The sequence below is a fragment of the Bifidobacterium sp. LH_419 genome (assembly GCF_056356955.1).
In genome coordinates this window covers 116,582-135,240 of sequence record NZ_JBKEVG010000004.1, presented here as the reverse complement: position 1 = coordinate 135,240, position 18,659 = coordinate 116,582, and the positions used below count along the sequence as shown (strand labels likewise).

15 protein-coding genes are annotated in these 18,659 nt (G+C 65.6%); 2 read left to right on the top strand and 13 right to left on the bottom strand.

Features of this window, described 5'->3' with window-relative positions:
- Positions 1–148 precede the first annotated feature (148 nt).
- The 4 genes from AC1AYX_RS04685 to AC1AYX_RS04670 form a co-directional block, all read right to left on the bottom strand.
- Complete coding sequence (locus tag AC1AYX_RS04685) at positions 149–1,186, bottom strand: LacI family DNA-binding transcriptional regulator (protein WP_476502405.1); 1,038 nt, start codon at positions 1,184–1,186, stop codon at positions 149–151.
- A gap of 182 nt (positions 1,187–1,368) precedes the next feature.
- Positions 1,369–2,949 carry an amidohydrolase family protein gene (locus AC1AYX_RS04680; protein ID WP_476502404.1) on the bottom strand — a complete coding sequence of 527 codons (1,581 nt, stop codon included), beginning with the start codon at positions 2,947–2,949 and terminating at the stop codon, positions 1,369–1,371.
- An 85-nt stretch (positions 2,950–3,034) separates the two neighbouring features.
- Positions 3,035–6,394, bottom strand: a complete 3,360-nt coding sequence (locus AC1AYX_RS04675) for an FtsX-like permease family protein (RefSeq protein WP_476502403.1) — start codon at positions 6,392–6,394, stop codon at positions 3,035–3,037.
- Between the two features lie 2 nt (positions 6,395–6,396).
- Positions 6,397–7,098, bottom strand: coding sequence for an ABC transporter ATP-binding protein (locus AC1AYX_RS04670; RefSeq protein WP_476502402.1), 702 nt, complete (start codon positions 7,096–7,098; stop codon positions 6,397–6,399).
- A gap of 281 nt (positions 7,099–7,379) precedes the next feature.
- On the opposite strand from AC1AYX_RS04670, the gene AC1AYX_RS04665 reads away from it, so the two are divergent.
- Positions 7,380–7,994 carry a TetR/AcrR family transcriptional regulator gene (locus tag AC1AYX_RS04665; protein ID WP_476502401.1) on the top strand — a complete coding sequence of 205 codons (615 nt, stop codon included), beginning with the start codon at positions 7,380–7,382 and terminating at the stop codon, positions 7,992–7,994.
- Positions 7,995–8,069: 75 nt separating this feature from the next.
- Here the strand turns inward: AC1AYX_RS04665 and AC1AYX_RS04660 are convergent, their stop codons facing one another.
- Complete coding sequence (locus tag AC1AYX_RS04660; RefSeq protein WP_476502400.1) at positions 8,070–9,344, bottom strand: NADH:flavin oxidoreductase/NADH oxidase family protein; 1,275 nt, start codon at positions 9,342–9,344, stop codon at positions 8,070–8,072.
- 72 nt (positions 9,345–9,416) lie between these two features.
- Between AC1AYX_RS04660 and AC1AYX_RS04655 the strand changes: the two genes are divergently transcribed.
- A complete protein-coding gene (locus AC1AYX_RS04655; RefSeq protein WP_476502399.1) occupies positions 9,417–10,022 on the top strand; it encodes a TetR/AcrR family transcriptional regulator in 606 nt (201 codons plus the stop codon).
- 43 nt (positions 10,023–10,065) lie between these two features.
- Here the strand turns inward: AC1AYX_RS04655 and AC1AYX_RS04650 are convergent, their stop codons facing one another.
- From AC1AYX_RS04650 to AC1AYX_RS04615, 8 genes are all read right to left on the bottom strand, one after another.
- Positions 10,066–10,389 carry a hypothetical protein gene (locus tag AC1AYX_RS04650; RefSeq protein WP_476502398.1) on the bottom strand — a complete coding sequence of 108 codons (324 nt, stop codon included), beginning with the start codon at positions 10,387–10,389 and terminating at the stop codon, positions 10,066–10,068.
- Positions 10,390–10,490: 101 nt separating this feature from the next.
- Positions 10,491–11,912: a DHA2 family efflux MFS transporter permease subunit gene (locus AC1AYX_RS04645; RefSeq protein WP_476502397.1), complete on the bottom strand. Its 1,422-nt coding sequence runs from the start codon at positions 11,910–11,912 to the stop codon at positions 10,491–10,493.
- 32 nt (positions 11,913–11,944) lie between these two features.
- On the bottom strand, positions 11,945–13,183 hold the full coding sequence (gene hemW, locus AC1AYX_RS04640) for a radical SAM family heme chaperone HemW (RefSeq protein WP_476502396.1): 1,239 nt from the start codon (positions 13,181–13,183) through the stop codon (positions 11,945–11,947).
- Entirely contained in the window at positions 13,183–15,063 is a 1,881-nt protein-coding gene (gene lepA, locus AC1AYX_RS04635) for a translation elongation factor 4 (protein ID WP_476502395.1), read from the bottom strand. Before lepA ends, hemW begins: the two co-directional genes overlap by 1 nt.
- A gap of 121 nt (positions 15,064–15,184) precedes the next feature.
- Positions 15,185–15,445 (bottom strand): 30S ribosomal protein S20, encoded by a 261-nt coding sequence (gene rpsT / locus AC1AYX_RS04630; RefSeq protein ID WP_476502394.1) that lies wholly within the window; start codon positions 15,443–15,445, stop codon positions 15,185–15,187.
- 138 nt (positions 15,446–15,583) lie between these two features.
- Positions 15,584–16,348: a trimeric intracellular cation channel family protein gene (locus AC1AYX_RS04625; RefSeq protein ID WP_476502393.1), complete on the bottom strand. Its 765-nt coding sequence runs from the start codon at positions 16,346–16,348 to the stop codon at positions 15,584–15,586.
- Between the two features lie 19 nt (positions 16,349–16,367).
- Entirely contained in the window at positions 16,368–16,940 is a 573-nt protein-coding gene (locus AC1AYX_RS04620) for a hypothetical protein (RefSeq protein ID WP_476502392.1), read from the bottom strand.
- A gap of 114 nt (positions 16,941–17,054) precedes the next feature.
- Entirely contained in the window at positions 17,055–18,518 is a 1,464-nt protein-coding gene (locus tag AC1AYX_RS04615) for a DivIVA domain-containing protein (protein ID WP_476502391.1), read from the bottom strand.
- Positions 18,519–18,659 lie beyond the last annotated feature (141 nt).

The window sequence follows — 18,659 nt, the reverse complement described above, 5'->3', positions numbered from 1 at the left end:
ACGCGCCACTTGGGTCAGTTGCTGTTGACAGCGTAGCGTCGCACTATGTCCTCCGCGTTTCGCTGTCCATATACCGAGTTGCTGAAAAAGTCAATACCCAATTTTAACCGTTTCCGCGGCGCGGCCCGCCGCGACGCTTGACGGCGTGTCAACGCCAGGGAACGTATTCGGTCTCGGAGTCGCGGAGCGCGGGCTGGCCTTCGACCACGTCGACGCGGGCGGGCGGCGGTTCCACGCCGTCACGTCGCGCCTTCACCTGCTCGTAGAGCATGCGGAAGGCGCGCCGCCCCATCTCGAGATAGTTCTGGCCGTAGCTGGTCAGCGCGGGCGACCACATGGCGGCGAAGTTGCGGTCGTCGAATCCGACGACGCTCACGTCGTCCGGCACCTGGCGTTCCTTCTCCTTCAATCCGCGGATCACGGCGATGGCGGTCTCGTCGTCGCCGGCGAAGACGGCGGTCACGTCGTCGCGCTCCCCCAGCGCGCGGCCGGCCGCGGCGGCCTCCTCCAGATCACGGGAGACGACAATCGGCTCGTGGATCGCGGCGCCGCGTTCCTCGAGCGCGTCGCGCCAACCGTCGGTGCGCGTGTTGTCGGTGGGGCCTTTCGGACGGGTCACGTGGAAGACGGTCTCGTGCCCCAGGTCGAGCAGGTGCATGGTCATCCATCGTCCGGCCTCGCGTTCCGCGTTGACGATCTGCCGGTCGGCATCGCCGAATCCGCCGCCGACGACAACCAGCGGCAGGTCCTTCGGCAGGTAGTCGAGCGCCTTGATGCCGGCGCGGTCGTACTGGTAGACGATGGCGCCGGCGGGACGCACGGACAGGCCCATCCTGACGCGCGCCTCGACGGAGTCCATGTCGGATTCGTCCAGGGAGACGATGTTCATGAGGAACCGGCATGCGCGCGCCGCCTTCTCGACGCCGTGATTGGTCTCGGACGTGGAGAAGGCCTCCGGGTTGGCGGCGAACACGACCACCGTGTCCATCTCCCGGTTGGACAGGGCGCGTGCGACGACGCTCGGCTCGTAGCCGAGCTCCTCGATGGCCTTGGCGATGCGCGCGCGCTTCTCCTCAGAGACCTTCACCGTGCCGTTGAGGTAGCGGGAGACGGTGGGCGCGGAGACGCCGGCGAGTTTGGCGACGTCCTTGATCACCGGACGGGAATGTCCCGTGCTTCTCGCCATGCGTCCCTCCCGATCTCCCTCTGCACGGCCATCCGGCCGATGTCGACATATCAAAACGCAGTTATATATAAGAGGCCAAGCAGGACAAGGGTGGCGCGGTGAAAGACCCGAAAGACCCGGGACCTCATGGACCGGCAACGGGGCCGCATGCCTCCGGCGGGTCCATGCGGGAGCGATGGAGATCACGATGCCGGAGGAATCGCCGCAATCCGGTTCCCGGTGAGCCTCATGGGTCTGCGGTGGGGAGCCGTCGCGACGCCGCGCACCTCGCCGGAGCCTTCATCCATCGTCACGTCGAGATGCACGTCCAGCAGACCGAAGGGCAGCCGCACACGAATGTCGAAAACGTATTCCGCGTCCTGCGCTCCCGCTTCCCGGGCCACGCGGCGTCCGTCACGATATGCGGCGACGAGGCCCATGACCTTCGCCTTGCCGTGGAACGTCGTCCTGCCGGCGTCATCGAACACGACGATCACCGGAATGACGATCTCGCCGACGGGCGATGCGACATACACGACGTACCGGTCCGCGAGCTTCGGATCGTCCGCGGCGTCGAGACCGAACCGCAACGCCCTCTCCTCGGCGACGGTATGCCGCACGGCCAGCTGCGCGGCCTTCGGCGGCACCGGAACCGGCAACGCCACATGACGTTCGGCGAACAGACGACGGCGGAGACGCTCCATCCAATGGCGACGGCCGGGGCGCGGACGCGGGGCATCGCCGGACGCCCCGACCGATCGGACGCGGATCTTGTCCCGGGCGGCCGGCGACGGTTCGCGCGCGGCTTCGGCAAGGGCCGGGATCGAAGCCAACCGCGGGTTGACGGCGAGCGCGTTGCCAGTGAAGAGCGCCCTCTTCTGCGTGTCGGTGAGCTTGTCGGTCTCCTCCAACGCGCGCGCCTGGCCGAGGCACGCCTCGATCGGCGTATAAGGCGTGTCCGATCCGTAGAGCAGGTGCGATTCGGGCACGTCGAGCAGCAGGTCGGCGAGCTGTTTGGGCTCGCTGAATCCCGCCACGTCGAAGTACACGTGGGCCATGGCCTCCTTGAAGTCGGCGCGGCGGTCGGGGTCGTCCATGCGCAGGATCAACGCGAAGCTTTCGAACCTGTCGGCGAGGATCGACGTGAACGCGCCGGCGTGCGGCAGCACCCATGTGATGTCCGGGAATCTGACGAACGTGTCGTTCATCACCATGTTGGCGAACGCGCGCGTGGTCTCCACGAAGTATTCGAACGCGGGCAGGGACAGCCCCTCGCATGCGCCGGGCACGTGTGCGGCCGGCGCCGTGGGATGGATGATCGCCAGGGCTCCGCGCGCGTCGAGTTCGCGCATCAGCGGGTCGAGCCGGGGGTCGCCCAGATAGCATCCGTGGTGGTTGGTGGTCAATCCGACGCCGTCCGCATGCAGCTCGTCCATCGCTCGCCTCGCCTCGGCCACGGATTCACGCTCATAGGGCAGCGGCAACGTGGCGATCAGGCCGAAACGCGAGGGGTCGGAGGCCGCCATCGCGGCGCCCTGATCGTTGATGCGCCGTGCCAGGCCGAGGCATTCGTAGGCGTCCGGCAGCCAGATGTTCGGTGAGGAGAGCATCAGGTGTGCATAGGAGACGCCCAGCAACTCCATCTTGTCGCGCTGCCAGTCCATGTCCCAGTAGTCCGGCGTCGGGTAGCCGTCCGGGTCCCCGGGGTGATGTCGTTTGAGGAAATCCAGGTATGCGGGCGGCAGGTAATGCGATTGGAAATCTATCTTGTGCGTGTATCTCATGATTCATTCCGATGTGTGATTCGTTCCGATGTGGTTGATCGTGCGTTGATCGCGCGTTGGTTCGGCATAATCGCCCGGTCCCCGTTCATTCCACCGACTTGAGGGCGGCGAGCATGTCCACGTCGCACAGCCTGCGGTAGACGATCAGCCCGAGCGCGGCGAGCACGAGGGCGATGAGGACCAAGGGCGCGGCGAACGCCGCCCATCCGAGCGCGGGGTCGAACATGACCTCGTCCGGAGGCACCTCGGTGATGATGTACCGGTGGAGGCCGGCGCCGATCCCGTATCCGGCGAGGATGCCGATCGCGGAGAGCAGGATGGTCTCCCGGTAGATGTACATCGTGGTCTCGTTGGTGTGGAAGCCGAGCACTTTGATGGTGGACAGCTCGCGTATGCGTTCGGACACGTTGAGGTTGGTGAGGTTGTAGAGGATCACCACGGCGAGGAGCCCCGCCACGAGGATCAGCACCTCCATGATCTGGTCGAGCGAGTCGACGATCGTGGCCACCTGGTTCTTCATCGTGGTGTTCTGCACCACTCCCCTGACGCCGTCCACGTTCATGAACGAGGCACCCTGACGCCCGGCATTGCCGATGCCGCCGTCCTTGAGCCGGACCATGTAGGCGTTCGACCGGTAGGTCTTGTGGAACGTGCGGCCGTATCCGCCGGAGGTCATCACCATGAAATGCCCGATGTACATCTCGCTGACGCCGTCCACGCGCACCTGACGGTCCACGCCTTCGGCGTCGGTGACGGTGATCGTGTCCCCCACGTCCGCGCCCAGCATGTCCGCCATGCGTTCGGAGATCACCGCCCCGCGGTCGGTGAGCACCTGGGGCTTGTGCCCGATGCGCGAACGCAGGGTGAGGTAGTCGCCGAAGTTGTAGGCGTCGTCGGTGACGAGCAGTGTGATGGTCTGCTTGTCGTGCTCCTCGCCCGCCGTTTTGGTGAGTTCCTCGTATCTGATCGGGGTGGAGGATTCCACGGCGTCACGGCGCATCGCGTCGGCCACGGCCTTGCGTTCCTGCTGGTTGTCGTCGGCGCGTTCGGCCACGATGAGGTCGTAGTGGATGAGCTCGTCGAACTGCCGTTCGCCGATCTGGCCGATGGACGCCTGCACGCCGAGTCCGGCGGTGAGCAGCGAGACCGCGCCGGCCACGCCGAGGATGGTCATCAGCCCGCGCGACTTGTAGCGGAACAGGTTGCGCGCGGTGACCTTGCGCGTGAAGTTGAGCCTGCCCCAGATGAATCCCACGCGTTCGAGGAGTATCTTCGAACCTTTCGCTGGAGGTTTGGGCAGCAGCAGGGCCGCCGGCTTGTCGCGCAGCTCGCGGGCCGTGGCGAGCATCGCGGGCACGATGGCGCTCACCCATGCGAGCAGGAACGCCGCCACGGTGACGAGGGGGTGGAACGCCAGTCGGATGCGGGGCATCGTGAAGCCGCTGTCGTAGGCGTGGTAGACGATCAGCGGCAACAGCGTATGTCCGGCGATCACGCCGATGACGGTGCCGATCGTGGAGGCGGTGAACCCGTAGAACACGAATTTCCCGAGGATGTCCGCGTTCCCGTAGCCGAGGGCTTTGAGCGTGCCGGAGTTGACGCGTTCCTCGTCGACCATGCGGCCCATCGTGGTGAAGGTGACGAGCGCGGCCACGAGGTAGAGGAACACGGGGAAGATCATGGCGAGTTTCTCCACGATGTTCGCGATGATCTCGTACACGCGGTAGCCCTCGGAGGTTAGTCCCTCGCGCCGCCCGTCGATCGAGTAGGCGGGTACTTCGAGCGTGTCCACCTTCTCGCGGGCGAGCGCGATGTCGTGTTCGGCTTTCTCGATCTTCTTCTCGGCCGCGGGTTTGGCGGCGTTGAATTCGGCGAGTCTCGCGTCGTACTCGTCCTGCGCCTTCTCGATCCGCCGTTGGCCTTCGACGAGCTGGGAGACGCCGGATCCCGTCTCTGCCCCATCGGAGCCGCTGTCGGCCAACGTGGAGACGGCCGTGCCGAGTTCGCTTTGCTTGTCGGCGAGCTGGTTTCGCGCGTCGGCGATGGCGGCGGCGTTGCTCTGGTATTCCTGCGAGCCTTGTTCGAGCTGTGACGCCCCGGCGTTCCATTGCGTGAGCGCGTCGTCATAGGCGGCGAGTTTCGTGTTGTACTGCGCAGCGGCGGCGTTGTAGGCGGCGAGCGCCTTGTCGTATTGCGCTTCGGCGCTGTCGTACGCACCGCCGGTCAGTCCGCTCGACTCCCATTGCGCGAGGAGCGCGCCGATCTTGTCGAGCACGGTTTTGGCGGTGTCGAGCTGGGTGCGTGCCTGGTCGAGTTGGCTTTTCGCCTGGACGAGTTCGGTCCATGATTCGTCGAGTTTGTCTTGGCCTTGGCCGAGCTGCTGTGCGCTGGCGGCGAGCGCGGTCTGCGCGGCGTCGAGCTGGGAGTCGGCGGAGGCGATCTGGGCGGTCGCTCCGGCGAGTTCGGCCACGGCGGAGGACGCCTGGTCGGCGGCTTGGATGGTGCCGTCGGCGAGTTGGTCCTTGCCGTCTTCGATCTGGGTTTTCGCGTCGTCGAGTTGTCGCTGCGTGTCGGCGAGCTGTTGCTTGGCGTCGTCGACCTTGCGTTGCGCCTTGTCGATCTGCGCGCGTCGGTTTTCGCGGATGGAGGCGGCGCGCGCGTCTGGCTGGTTGGCGAGCCGCTTGGTCAGTGCGGTCTTGTGCGCGTTCACCCGGTCGCGGTAGTCGGCAGTCCAATAGTCGACGCCGCGGGTGTCGCGGAAGGTGATGCGTCCGATCATCGTCACGTCGGAGTCGAATACGGTTTTCGTGACGACCGCGTAGCCGTCGAGTTCGCCCGTTCCGGCGGTGGATTGGCCCATGTTGAGGTTGGAGACGGTGTCGCTGGCGTCAACGAATCCGACGACGGTGAAGCTGTCGCGCGTGAGCACGGTGTCGCCGGCGATGTCGGGGCGTTCGGTGAGCCTGATGGTGCTGCCGACCGCGTATGTGTCGCGTTCCGCCCGGTCGAGCGCGATTTCGTTCGCGTGTTCGGGCAGGCGGCCTTCGACCACCTCGTAGGTGGAGACCGTGTCGGGTTTCGAATAGACGCGCAGGCTGTGGTTCGAGTTCCGGATGACGACGTCCTTGAAGTAGCCGAATTCGGCTTGTGCGACGCCGTCGGTCGTGCGGATGATCCTCTCGTCGTCGCGGCTCAGCCCGTAGTCGCTGATGACGGTGACGTCGGCGAGGTCGTGGCGGTCGTAGAAGTCGGTGCCGGTGATGCGCATGTCGGGTCCGGTGACGAACCGTCCGACGAGCGCGAACGAACCGAGGACCATGAGGCTCACGATGGAGAGGAACCGGCCTTTGGATTTGCGCAGGGTGATGCGGATGTCCTTCCACAGCATCCGTTTGCGTGGGTACGCCGTGCTGCCCTTGCGGTGTGTGCGGGAACGGTATGCCATGCTCACCACTCCAGATCCTCGATGTCCATCGGATGCGCGTTGGTCTCGATGGATTTGACGCGTGCGTCGTGCATATGGATGACGCGGTCGGCGATCGGCGCGATGGCCGAGTTGTGGGTGACGATGACGACGGTGGCGCCTTTCTCGCGGCTCTGGTCCTGCAGGATCCTCAGGACCTGTTTGCCGGTGTTGTAGTCGAGCGCGCCGGTGGGTTCGTCGCATAGGAGGATCTTCGGGTTCTTGGCGACGGCGCGGGCGATGGCGACGCGCTGCTGTTCGCCGCCGGAGAGCTGCGCCGGGAAATTGTCGATGCGGTGTTCGAGGCCGACGTCGACGAGCGCCTGCACCGGGTCCTGCGCGTCGCGCACGATCTCGGAGGCGAGTTCCACGTTCTCGCGCGCGGTGAGGTTGGCGACGAGATTATAGAACTGGAACACGAAGCCGATGTCGTAACGGCGGTAGTCGGTGAGCTGGCGCGCGGTGTAGTTCGAGATGTCCTTGTCGTCGATGATCACCTGGCCTTCGGAGTTGGTGTCCATGCCGCCGAGGATGTTGAGCACCGTCGATTTGCCGGCGCCGGATGCGCCGAGGATGATGGCGAGCTCGCCTTGCTCGATGCCGAAGCTCACGTCGTTGTTGGCCGTGATCGTGGTGTCTCCCATGTGGTACCGCTTGAAGCTGTGCACCATTTCGATGTATGCCATGACGGTCTTCCTTTCCCTGTGTTTCCTCGGCTCCCCCTGTCAGGGGAGCTGTCGGTGAAGCCGACTGAGGGGTAGTCGCAGGTCGCCGCCTGCGTACCATGAATGAACAACGTGTTGATTGTGTTGTCACGATGGTAGGGACGCATGGGAACGGCGGTCAATGAACGGTTTCCCCGATTGCGTTCAGATTGGACACATCGGAGGAAATTGGTGATTCACCACCCTATATCGACAACATGTTGATAGAATCGGGTGTCAGGTTCGACGAAGACGGGAGGATCATGGCAGGCAAACGCCACACGAAGACGGAGGCGAAGATCAAGGCCGCGTTCACCACGCTTGTGCAGTCGAAGGGATTCGACGCGATGACGGTGAGCGACATCGCCCGCACGGCCGGCATCAACCGCGGCACGTTCTACATGCACTATCTCGACAAGTTCGATCTGCGTCAGCAGCTCATCGACGACACGATCGCCGATCTGACGACCATCCTCATCGGCAACGCCGACTCCGACGCCCGCACCGTGTCCGACACCACCGGGCGGGCGATCTGCGACGCGTTCCAGGCCGAATCGATCTCCGCCGCGTTGCGCTACGTGCGCGACGACTATGCGTTCTTCAACGCGATCTCCCGTTCCGGCAACGACATGCAGCTCTACGACAAGCTGAAGAAGGTGCTGAAGCAGCTGATCGTCACGCAGGCGCAACGGCTCGGCGCCGACCCGCAGTCAGCCTACAACGGCATCCCGGCGGACTATGCGATGGAAATCCTCGTTTCCGCGGTCTCCTCGATCATCTGGCTGTGGATCCGCCGAGGATGCCGGGAGACGCCCGAGGAGATCTGCCACATCATCGAGAAGAACAAGACCACCGCCCCCATCGACGTGCTGTGGTGACGCGATGGCCCATCGGGCGCTGGGCCATCGCCGCAACCGTGCGGGAACACGTCACCGGCGGGCCGGACACGGTCATCACTGCCGCCCTTTGCGACGGCGCGGAGCGAGGGCGGCCGGGCCATGCCGCTTGATGGCGAACATGAGCGCCCTGAGGCCGCCGATGCGCAGGTCGGGGCGTTCGCCCCGCGCGATGCGGTTCATCTGCAGTTCGAACCAGCTGATGACGAGGATGCCGCCGAACACCTTGTCGAGCGGCGTGATGCCGGTCGTCACACGCGGCAGGTCGACGGAGCCGTCCCACCGGTCGCGGATGATGCGGTTCGGCAGGTCGGGCACGAGCGCCAGAGGGCGGGCGATGCCGATCATCTGCGTGATGCCTTCGTCCAGCGCGCGTTCCATGTCGCGCGCGTTGCGGAAGCCGCCGGTCAGGGCGACCGGCACGGTCAGTTCGCCTTTGATGCGGCGCGCGAAATCGGTGAAGTAGACGCCGCGACGGCGGTCCTCCGCAGCGCCGCCGCTGGTCTGGATGACCGGTTTGGCGTAGGTGCCGCCGGAGATGTCGATGAGATCGACGCCGCGTCTCTCCAGCTGCTTCATGACCCAGATGGATTCCTCCTCGCTGAAGCCGCCAGGCACGCCGTCCTGCGCATTGAGCTTGACCGCCACGGGGAAATCGGGGCCCACCGCCTCGCGCACCGCGTCGAACACGTCGAACAGGAATCGGGCACGGTTTTCGAGGCTTCCGCCGTATTCGTCGGCGCGCCGGTTGTCGAGCGGCGAGAGGAACTGGTTGATGAGGTAGCCGTGCGCCGCGTGGATCTCCACGCCGGTGAAGCCCGCCTTCTTCGCGATGCGCGCCGTGACGGCGAACCGGCGGACGATGTCGCGGATCTGCCCGTGGGTGAGTTCGGTCGGTTCGGCGAAGAACCTGCCGTATTCGCCGTCGACGCCGCCGGCGCTCGGGGCGAGCGGATGCGGGTTGATGGTGATGGGCGACTGGCGGCCGGGATGGTTGATCTGCATCCAGCAGTGCACGCCGTGCCCGGTACCGGCGGCCGCCCACCGGCGCAGCATGTTCAGGTCGCGTTCGTCCTCGACGGCCACGTTGCCGGGTTCGCCGAGCTGCGTGCGGTCGACCATCACGTTGCCGGTGACGAGCACGCCGACCCCTCCCCTCGCCCACGTGCGGTAGAGGCGCACATGGGCTTCGGTCGGCTCGCAGCCGCGGCCGGCGAGCGCCTCGTTCATCGCGGATTTGTAGAACCGGTTCTTCACTCTCACGCCGCAGGGCAGGGTCAACGGTTCGGCGATCGGCGTCGCGGGTGCGGTCACGGTCCTGTCGTTCGTCATGATTCCAACTTTCCATACGTCCATATTTATACAGTTGTCCAATCTATCATAAAGTTGGACATATGCAAAATCATGGACGATGGGCTATGCTGGACGATCATGAAGAAGGATCTCAACGCCAAACTCACGCGCGGCACGCAGCGCACGCTCGACGCGTTCTTCGACGCGATGACCGCCCTGCTCGCCGAGAAGCCGTTCACCGGAATCAGCGTCAACGCGCTGTGCGAACGGGCCGGCTATCCGCGCGCCACGTTCTACAACTATTTCGAGGACCGCGACGACCTGCTCGACTACTGCTGGACGGCGTTGTCCGATCAGGCGAATCTCTCCGATCTCGCGTCATCGGAACCGGAACATCGGGTGGATACGGCGCTCGACGCGATGGCCGACCTGCTGGAGTCCAACGCGGACCTGCTGCGCGCGGTGCTGGAGCACAATCCGCCCGAGGGGCCGCTGTTCTCCAGTCTGCGCATGTTCATCGAGCGGAAGTCGCATGAGATCATGAGCACCTGCGTCGACCGTGACCGCTTCGACCTGCCGGCCGATCTGATCGCCGACCATTACGCGAACACCGTGATGCTCGTCCTCGACTGGGCGTATCTGCGCGGGCACACGCTCACCCGCGAGCAGCTGCACACCTATACGCATACGCTGCTCGCCGGCATGGAGCGGGGATAGGCGAAGGCCCACCGCGAATCACCGGGCGGGAGCACTCCGCATCTCAGACGAACAGGCCGACCATCTGCGCCGCCAACGCGATCAGCAGGGCGCAGGAGATGACGAACCACACGCCGCCGACCACCGCGGTTCCGATGCCGACGCCCTTGCACCATGACGGCACGGGCTTGCGGCGGTACACGCGCCAGGCCCTCCACGCCAGCAGCGCCGCCCCTTCGACGGCGAGCAGGAAGGCGATGCCGAGGCATACGCCCGCTCCGACGGCCAGGGCCGCGCCCACGCCCAAGATGGCCAGCTCGACGGCCATGACGGCGAGCATGACGATATACAGCGCGATCAGCACTATGAACAATCCGGCGATGATCATCGGCCCCTCCCCCTATGCTCCGGACGCTCCGGATCCGTCAGCGGACGCGGACGCCATGGCGTCTCCGGCGTTCCTTCGATTATCCCCGCCGTACCGGACCGTCAGCCCCTGCGACGGCCCGCGCCTTCGCCGCGCAGGAACACGAGCGGGATGACGATCAGCGGGACGGCGCATGCGCCCATGGCCAGATACGTCAGGTTCAGGCCGTGCATGTCGGCGGCGGCCATGCCCATGCCGCCGGCGTGCGCGGACGCCGCCAGCGCCGTCATCATCCCGACGAACACGGCCTGGCCGATCGCTCCGGCGATGGTGCGCAGCGCGGTGAGCAGCGCGTTCGCGTCGGCGAGACGCCCCTCGCCCGCCGCGCTCGTGCCCCAGGTGACCAGCGGCATCATCAGGCAGCCGATCGCCAGCGAGCGCGCCACGTTGATCGTGGCGGCCACCCAGATCGACGCGGACAACGGCAGCAGTCCCATGCACAGGTTGCTGGCGGTCAGGCAGACGCCGCCGACGAGGAACAGGCGCTTCACGCCGAACCGGTCGTAGAGACGGCCTGCCATCGGGCTGATGACGGCCATGGCGAGCGAGCCGGGCAGGCTCACCAGACCGGCCATCGACGCGGAGCCGCCTTTGATGGTCTGCACGTAGAGCGGCAGCATCACCGACGATCCCATCATCGCGAAGTACAGCAGCATACTGCCGACCACGCTCAACGCGAATCCGCGACGACGCAGGATGCGCACGTCGAGGAACGGGCGTTCGCGCCTCAGCTGCAGCATCACGAACCATACGGACGCCGCGACGCCCGCCGCCAACGGGAGCAGCACCGTCATGCTCGTGAACGGTATGGAGCCGATGTTGCCGATGCCGAGCGTCACGCCGCCGAACGCGACGACGCTCACCGCGAACGACAGCATGTCGAAGGACCGTTCGGACGTGTTGAGCACGTTGTCGAACACGAGGCACGCGGCGGCCAGCGACACCGCCATCACGCCGGTCACCAGGTAGAAGATGGAACGCCAGCCGAACGCGTCGACCATCAGTCCGGACAACGTCGGCGCGATCACCGGCGTGACGCCGACGGCGAGCCCGTACCAGCCCATGACCGTGCCGCGATCGTCCGGGTAGATGGTCATGAGCACGACCTGCGCCATCGACATGAGCAGTCCGTTGCCGCACGCCTGGATCACGCGGCCGACCATGATGACGGCGAACGGCACCGGCGCCACGCAGACCAGCGAACCGACGATGAACAGCACGGCGCCGGCGAGGTAGAGCGGCTTGGTCGGGAACCGCGTGATGAGGAACGCGGTCAACGGCATGACGATGCCCATGGCGAGCGAGTAGCCGCTGGTGAGCCACTGGCCGGTCCGCATGTCGATACCCAGATCGTGCACGATGGGCGGCAGCGCCGTGGTGAGCGCCGTGGCCATGATGGTCGTCGCGATGCACGAAAGCATGATGTTGACGAAGATGAGCGCGCGGCGACGCTCGCTCAACGAGGTGGGTTCAAGATAGGACATGGTGCTGCTTCGTACGGTTTCGTTTCTGGGGTTCACACGCCGGCGAGGTCGAAGACGCGTTCGATGACGGCGTCGTTGAGCAGACGCCCCTTGCGTGTGGGGATGACATGGGTGCGGCCTTGCGCATCGGTCTCGATGACGATGAGGCCGTCCTCGACCATCGGCCGCAGTTGCGCGGCGTCGATGGGTCGCAGGGACGTGGAGCCGTGCGCACCGCGCGCGGAGGCGATGGCCCGGTTGATGCGGGTCAGGTCGAGACCTTCGCGGATGCGCAGGCCGAGCATGATGAGCTCCTCGAGGTTCTCGCCAGGCGTGATCGCCTCGCTGCCTCCCCACGGGACGCGGCTCTCGTTGATGGCTGTGGCCCACATGCGCGGGTGGGCGATGTCCCACGCGCGCAGGGCGTGCGTCGCGGCGTTGCCCCCGGAGGCGACGGCGTTGTAGTGCGAGTGCGCGCCGGGGCCGATGCCGGCCCAGTCGACGTTGCGCCAATAGCCGAGGTTGTGCCGGCTCTCATACCCGGGTTTCGCCCAATTGGACACCTCGTACCATGCGAGACCCGCGGCCGTGAGCAGGTCGTCGGCGATCTCGTATTTCGCCGCCTCGTCGTCGTCGTCCGGCTTGGGCAGGGTGCCGGCGGCGATCCGACGGCCCATCTTGGTGGTCGGCTCCACGGTCAACGCATAGGCGGAGATGTGGTTCACGCCGAGATCGATGGCCGTGCGCACCGACGTGCGCCAATCATCGAGGCTCTCCCCCGGCGCGCCGTAGATGAGGTCGACGCTGGAACGCAGACCGGCCTTGTCCGCCGCGTGCACACCGGCTGCCACGTTTTCGGGCGTATGCGTACGGTCGAGGGTTTCGAGCACGTGCGGCACGGCGGACTGCATGCCGAAGGAGACACGGGTGAACCCGCCTTCGGCGAGACGGTCGATGTAGTACTCGTTGACCGTGTCCGGATTGGCTTCGGTGGTGATCTCCGCGCCGGGAGCGATGCCCCAGATGCGGCGGACGGCGTCCAGCATGGCCACGAGGTCGTCCGCGGAGAGGATGGTGGGCGTGCCGCCGCCGAAGAACACGGTGTCGGCCGGAGGCTCCTCGATGCCGTGCGCCAGCTGCCATTCACGCGTGAGCTCCATCTCGCGCACGACCATGTTCGCATAGTTGCCGCGCGACGCCCCCGCTCCGAGGTCGCGCGCGGTGTACGTGTTGAAATCGCAGTACCCGCAGCGCCGCATGCAGAACGGCACGTGGACGTAGACCTCGAACATCAGCCTTCGGTCTTCTGGGCGGCGCGGATCTTGTCCTTGGTGTCGCGGTCGTTCGCATCCTCGCCGGTGGACAGGGCGGCGATGAACGCCTCCTGCGGCACTTCGACGTGGCCGAGCATCTTCATGCGCTTCTTGCCGGCCTTCTGCTTCTCGAGGAGCTTGCGCTTACGCGTGATGTCGCCGCCGTAGCACTTGGCGAGCACGTCCTTCCTGAGCGCGCGGATGTTCTCACGCGCGATGATGCGCGAGCCGATCGCCGCCTGGATCGGGATCTCGAACTGCTGGCGCGGGATGAGCTCGCGCAGCTTCTTCGTCATCATCACGCCGTAGGAGTACGCCTTGTCGCGGTGCACGATGGCGCTGAACGCGTCCACCTTCTCGCCCTGGATGAGGATGTCCACCTTGACGAGGTCGGCCGACTGCTCGCCGTCCTCATGGTAGTCGAGCGAGGCGTAGCCCTTGGTGCGGGACTTCAGCTGGTCGAAGAAGTCGAACACGATCTCCGCCAGCGGAATGCGGTAGTGCATCTCCACGCGGTCGGTGGAGATGTACTCCATCGTGCCCATCTGGCCGCGATGGTCCTGGCACAGGTCCATGACCGCGCCGATGAAATCCTTCGGCGTGATGATGTCCGCCGCGACCATCGGCTCGACGATCTTCTTGATCTTGCCGTCCGGGAACTCGCTCGGATTGGTGACGTGGTGCTCGGATCCGTCCTCGCTGGTCACCTCGTAGGTGACGTTCGGCGCGGTCTGGATGAGGTCGAGTCCGAATTCACGACTGAGACGCTCGGAGACGATCTCCATGTGCAGCAGGCCGAGGAAGCCGCAGCGGAATCCGAAGCCCAGCGCGACGGACGTCTCCGGCGTGTAGACGAGGGCGGCGTCATTGAGCTTGAGCTTGTCGAGCGCCTCGCGCAGTTCGGGGAACTGCGCGTTGTCGATCGGGAACAGGCCGGAGTAGACCATCGGCTTCGGATCGCGGTAGCCAGGCAGCGGCTCCGTGGCGGGGCGCACGGCGGAGGTCAGGGTGTCGCCCACCTTCGACTGGCTCACGTCCTTCGCGCCGGTGATGATGTAGCCGACCTCGCCGGCACCGAGCGCCTTGGTGCGGGTCATGTCCGGGCTGATCACGCCGATCTCGATCGGATCGTGCGTCATGCCGATGCCCATCATGTGCACCTTCTCGCGGTCGTGCAGCTCGCCGTCCTCCATGCGGATGTAGGTGACGATGCCGCGGTAGGAGTCGTACACGGAATCGAAGATCAGGGCGCGTGCCGGCGCCTCGGGGTCGCCTTCCGGAGCCGGCACCTCCATGACGATCTGGTCGAGCAGGTCGGCGACGCCTTCGCCGGTCTTGCCGGACACACGCAGCACGTCGCTCGGCTCGCAGCCGATCAGGCCGGCGATTTCCTCGGCGTGTTTGTCCGGTTCGGCGCTCGGCAGGTCGATCTTGTTGAGCACCGGGATGATGGTGAGATTATGGTCGATGGCCATGTACAGGTTCGACAGCGTCTGCGCCTCGATGCCCTGCGTCGCGTCGACGAGCAGCACCGCGCCCTCGCATGCGGCCAGCGCGCGCGACACCTCGTAGGTGAAGTCCACATGGCCGGGGGTGTCGATCATTCCCAGCGTGTATTCGGTGCCGTCGAACGTCCACGGCACGCGCACGGCCTGCGACTTGATGGTGATGCCGCGCTCCTGTTCGATGTCCATGCGGTCGAGGAAGCGGTCGCGCATCTCGCGTTCCGGCACGATGCCGCTCAGCTGCAGGATGCGGTCCGCCACGGTGGACTTGCCGTGATCGATGTGCGCGATGATGCAGAAGTTGCGGATCAACGACTGGTCGGTGGAACCGGGCTGGTTGTGCTGGGTGGCCACTGAGCATGCCTCCTAATCGACTGTAGTCAAACCTACATTAGTGTACGCGAAATAAGAGACCCCGCAAACCGACGGGTTTGCGGGGTTCCTCGACCATCCGCTCAACGGAGCGGATTCAGTCTCACAGGGCGTTGATCGCGAGGGCGAGGCCGGACTTGCGGTTGGCGGCCTGGTTCTTGTGGATCACGCCGGCGCCGGCGGCCTTGTCGAGCTTGCGGGCGGCGACCTGGTAGGCGGCCTGGGCGGCGGCCTTGTCACCGGCGGCGATGGCCTCGCGGGTGGCGCGGACGGCGGTCTTCAGACCGGACTTGACGGCCACGTTGCGCTTGTGCGCCTTCTCGTTGGTGATGACGCGCTTCTTCTGCGACTTGATGTTTGCCAATGTAACTCCAAACGACGTTTGCTATAAGGACATACGAGACGTAGATGATAGCACGCCATGCGGATAACACGACGCGCCGTCTGCGGCCGGCCGGCGCGGCCCGCCCGTCCCCGTACCGGACGGGCGTCGGGAGGGATGTCAGACGTCGTCGTCATCGTCCCAACGGGCGCGCGGCCCGCGGCCCGCGGAGCCGGATTGCGGTGTGATGTCGGGGCGCCTGAGGTAATGGCTCTCCCCCGGCAGATAGACGTTGTGCCGTTCCACGGCGCCCGGGAACGTGATGTTGTAGATCACGGAGGCCAGACGCATCCCGACGATGAGCACGATGATGAGCACGTCGAGCCCGATCTCCTGTTCGGCGTTCAGCAGTCCCGCTATACGCCCCTTGCACACGAACACGGTGCACACGCATCCGATGGCGGAGGGCACCGCATACCAGTGTTTGTCGCGGATGATCATCGGCACGTCGTTGAGCAGGATGTCGCGGGTGAGGCCGCCGCCCAGCGCGGTCGCCATGCCGAGGAACCCGGCGGTCATGCCGGACGTGCCGAGGTACATGGCCTTCGCCGTGCCGTTGACCGCGAACAGGCCGAGCGCGAGCGCGTCGAGCGTGATCATCGACCATTTGAGCTTGTTGACCTCCGGGTGGACGATCGCGATGGCGACGCCGGAGACGAGCGCGGTGACCACCGACCATCGATCGGTGATGCCGACGGGAGGCACCTCGAGCAGCACGTCACGCAGGATGCCGCCCCCCAGGGCGGTGAGCCACGCGATCACGAGGATGGCGAACAGGTCGTACCGCTTGCGCACGGCCGCGAGCCCGCCGACGAGACCGCAGCAGAACACCGCGAGATATTCCACGCCCATGAAGAACGCGTTGCTCTCCAACGCCACCTGCATGAGCAGCCCCCTTCCGTCGTTACAGGACGACGACGCATACGACGACCGCGATCAGCACGACGGCGACCGCGGATCCCGCCAACAGGCCGACGGACGGTCCACGCCTGCGGGCGGCGTGCCGCCTCGCCTGGCGTTTGCGGTCCCCCCGCGGCTCATCGGCACCCCCGCGTCGATGGCGTCCGCGCCCCGTCCCCCTCTTCCTGCCGGCGGCGGCCCCGTGCCGTCGTCGGGTACGCGCCGGCCTCGATGCATCCGCATCGTCGTTCCCGTCGATATCGTCCGCTTCCGATGATGCGGAGACCGCCGGCTCCTCGTCGTCCTCGGTCCGCAGCCGCGAGATGTCGTATTCCGGCATCGTGCGCGCCAAGGCGGTAAGTTCGGCGCTGACGTGGGATTCGGAGCATTGCTCCGCGATGCGCCTCACGCGGTTGAGCATGAGGTCGAAGGACTCCTCGTCCGCATGCGTGGATTCGCTCTCGTCATCCTCGAATCCGGCCATATGCTGGCGCTCGATCAGATCGTTCACATACGAGTGGACGTCGATATGGAGGTTCTCATCGAGATCGAGCAGGACGGAGCGGGACTCCGGCACATGTCGCGATGCACCGTGAGTCTCCGTTTCCCTAGTCTGTGCAACGTCCACGAACGCACCCGTCAATCGAATCTAGTATGCAATGACCATGTCCCGGCTCCCCGGCGGGATGGATCAGATGAAGCTGTCGGTGGCCCCCGACGACGACTTCAGGCTGCCGGGGAACTTCGACGGATCGACCAGCGAGGGATCCGTGTCGCCGCCGGCGTCCACGCCCACCAGCACGTTCTGGATCGTCTTCTTGGCGTATTCGCCGCCCGAGACGCGGGAGCGTCCCGCCGCCGCGGACAGGGAGCCGTCGTCCAGGGAGTCGAAGGAGCTCAGCAGCACCGAGCGCATGTCGCTCACACGGGTCATGAGCTGGGATTCCATGTCGCGCAGGCTGTCGATGCGCGACTGCAGACGCGAGATCTCGCGGTCGGCGGCGGCGCGGCGCTGGCGGGTCTCTTGCTCGGAGGTCTCCTTGGCCTCCTGGATGATGGAGACGCGGAACTTCTCCGCCTCCTCCTCCTTCTCGGTGGCCACCTGATTCGCGTTGGCGAGCACCGACTTGGCCTTGGCGAGGATGTTGTCGGACTCCTGCTGGGCCTCCAGACGGCGCTGGTTGATGCTCTTGAGCATGTCGTTGATCTCGGCGGAGGTGTCCTCGCGCTGCTTGGTGATCACGGAACGGGCCTGCTCGAGCTCGTCGGCGGCCTTCTTGAGCGTCTCGGCCTTCGAGATCTCCGCATCGCCGAGAATCTGCTTGGAACGTTCGTTCGCGTCGCTGAGCATCTTCGCCGATTTCGCCTTCGCGTCGTTCAGCATCGCTTCGGACTTGCTGCGGGCCTCGTCGAGCTGGCGACGGGATTCCGTGAGATTGCGCTGGGCCTCCTCGCTGGCGCCGGCCTTGATGCGTGCGGCCTCCTGCTCGGCGTCCTGGCGCTGTGCGGCGAGGGTCTTCGCCTGCTCCACCTTCTCGGCGGCGAGCGTGGTCTGCCAGATGGCGCGCTGCTTCTCCAGATCGGCCTTGGTGGCCTCGCGCATGTTCTCGAGTTCCATGTCCAGGGCGCTGCGACGTTCCGAGATCTCCTTGGCGGCACGCTTCTTGTCGGCGTCGATCTTCTCCGCCGTGTTCTTCTGCAGCAGCTTGGCCTCCTCGTTGGCACGTTCGAGGATGCCCGCGGACTTCTTGCGTGCCTCGGCGAGGATGAGCTGCACGTCGTTGTTGGCCTGCTGGACCATGTCCGCGATCTGCTGCGTGGATTCACGCTTGTGGTCGGCCGCCTCCCTCTTGGCGCGGGCGATGAGCTCCGTGCTGGTCTTCTCGGCGGCGTTGAGCAGCTGCTGCGCGCTGGCACCCAGATACTTCACCGAGTTCTGGGCCGTGTTCTGGGCCTCCTCCTCGGCCTTGGCGGCATGCTTGCGTGCATCGGCGAGCTGCATCTGGGAGGACTGGTAGTCGCTCTGCAGCTGGGAGAGGGAGTTCTTCAGATCGTCGATCTGCTGCTGCAGCGTCGAAGTTTCCTGGGCCATGTGCGTGACGTATCCGTCGACCGACTCCTTGTCATAGCCGCGGAACGCTGTAGGAAACCCCATCTCCATCTGCCCTATCCCTTTCTCATGGATGCCTCGCCGTGTATGCTGCTCCACATAATAGCATGGCGGTCAGCGCATCCTCGTATATGGCTCCATTTTCCCCGCCGCGAACGGCATCGTCCCCCTACTGCAAGGCCCCCG

Coding starts and splice junctions, on each gene's coding strand:
- AC1AYX_RS04655 (WP_476502399.1), top strand. CDS start 9,417: ATGGACGATGGGCTATGCTGGACGATCATGAAGAAGGATCTCAACGCC.
- hemW (WP_476502396.1), bottom strand. CDS start 13,183: ATGTTCGAGGTCTACGTCCACGTGCCGTTCTGCATGCGGCGCTGCGGG.
- AC1AYX_RS04680 (WP_476502404.1), bottom strand. CDS start 2,949: ATGAGATACACGCACAAGATAGATTTCCAATCGCATTACCTGCCGCCC.
- AC1AYX_RS04625 (WP_476502393.1), bottom strand. CDS start 16,348: ATGCAGGTGGCGTTGGAGAGCAACGCGTTCTTCATGGGCGTGGAATAT.
- AC1AYX_RS04670 (WP_476502402.1), bottom strand. CDS start 7,098: ATGGCATACATCGAAATGGTGCACAGCTTCAAGCGGTACCACATGGGA.
- AC1AYX_RS04645 (WP_476502397.1), bottom strand. CDS start 11,912: ATGTCCTATCTTGAACCCACCTCGTTGAGCGAGCGTCGCCGCGCGCTC.
- AC1AYX_RS04685 (WP_476502405.1), bottom strand. CDS start 1,186: ATGGCGAGAAGCACGGGACATTCCCGTCCGGTGATCAAGGACGTCGCC.
- AC1AYX_RS04615 (WP_476502391.1), bottom strand. CDS start 18,518: ATGGGGTTTCCTACAGCGTTCCGCGGCTATGACAAGGAGTCGGTCGAC.
- AC1AYX_RS04675 (WP_476502403.1), bottom strand. CDS start 6,394: ATGGCATACCGTTCCCGCACACACCGCAAGGGCAGCACGGCGTACCCA.
- AC1AYX_RS04660 (WP_476502400.1), bottom strand. CDS start 9,344: ATGACGAACGACAGGACCGTGACCGCACCCGCGACGCCGATCGCCGAA.
- AC1AYX_RS04665 (WP_476502401.1), top strand. CDS start 7,380: ATGGCAGGCAAACGCCACACGAAGACGGAGGCGAAGATCAAGGCCGCG.
- AC1AYX_RS04650 (WP_476502398.1), bottom strand. CDS start 10,389: ATGATCATCGCCGGATTGTTCATAGTGCTGATCGCGCTGTATATCGTC.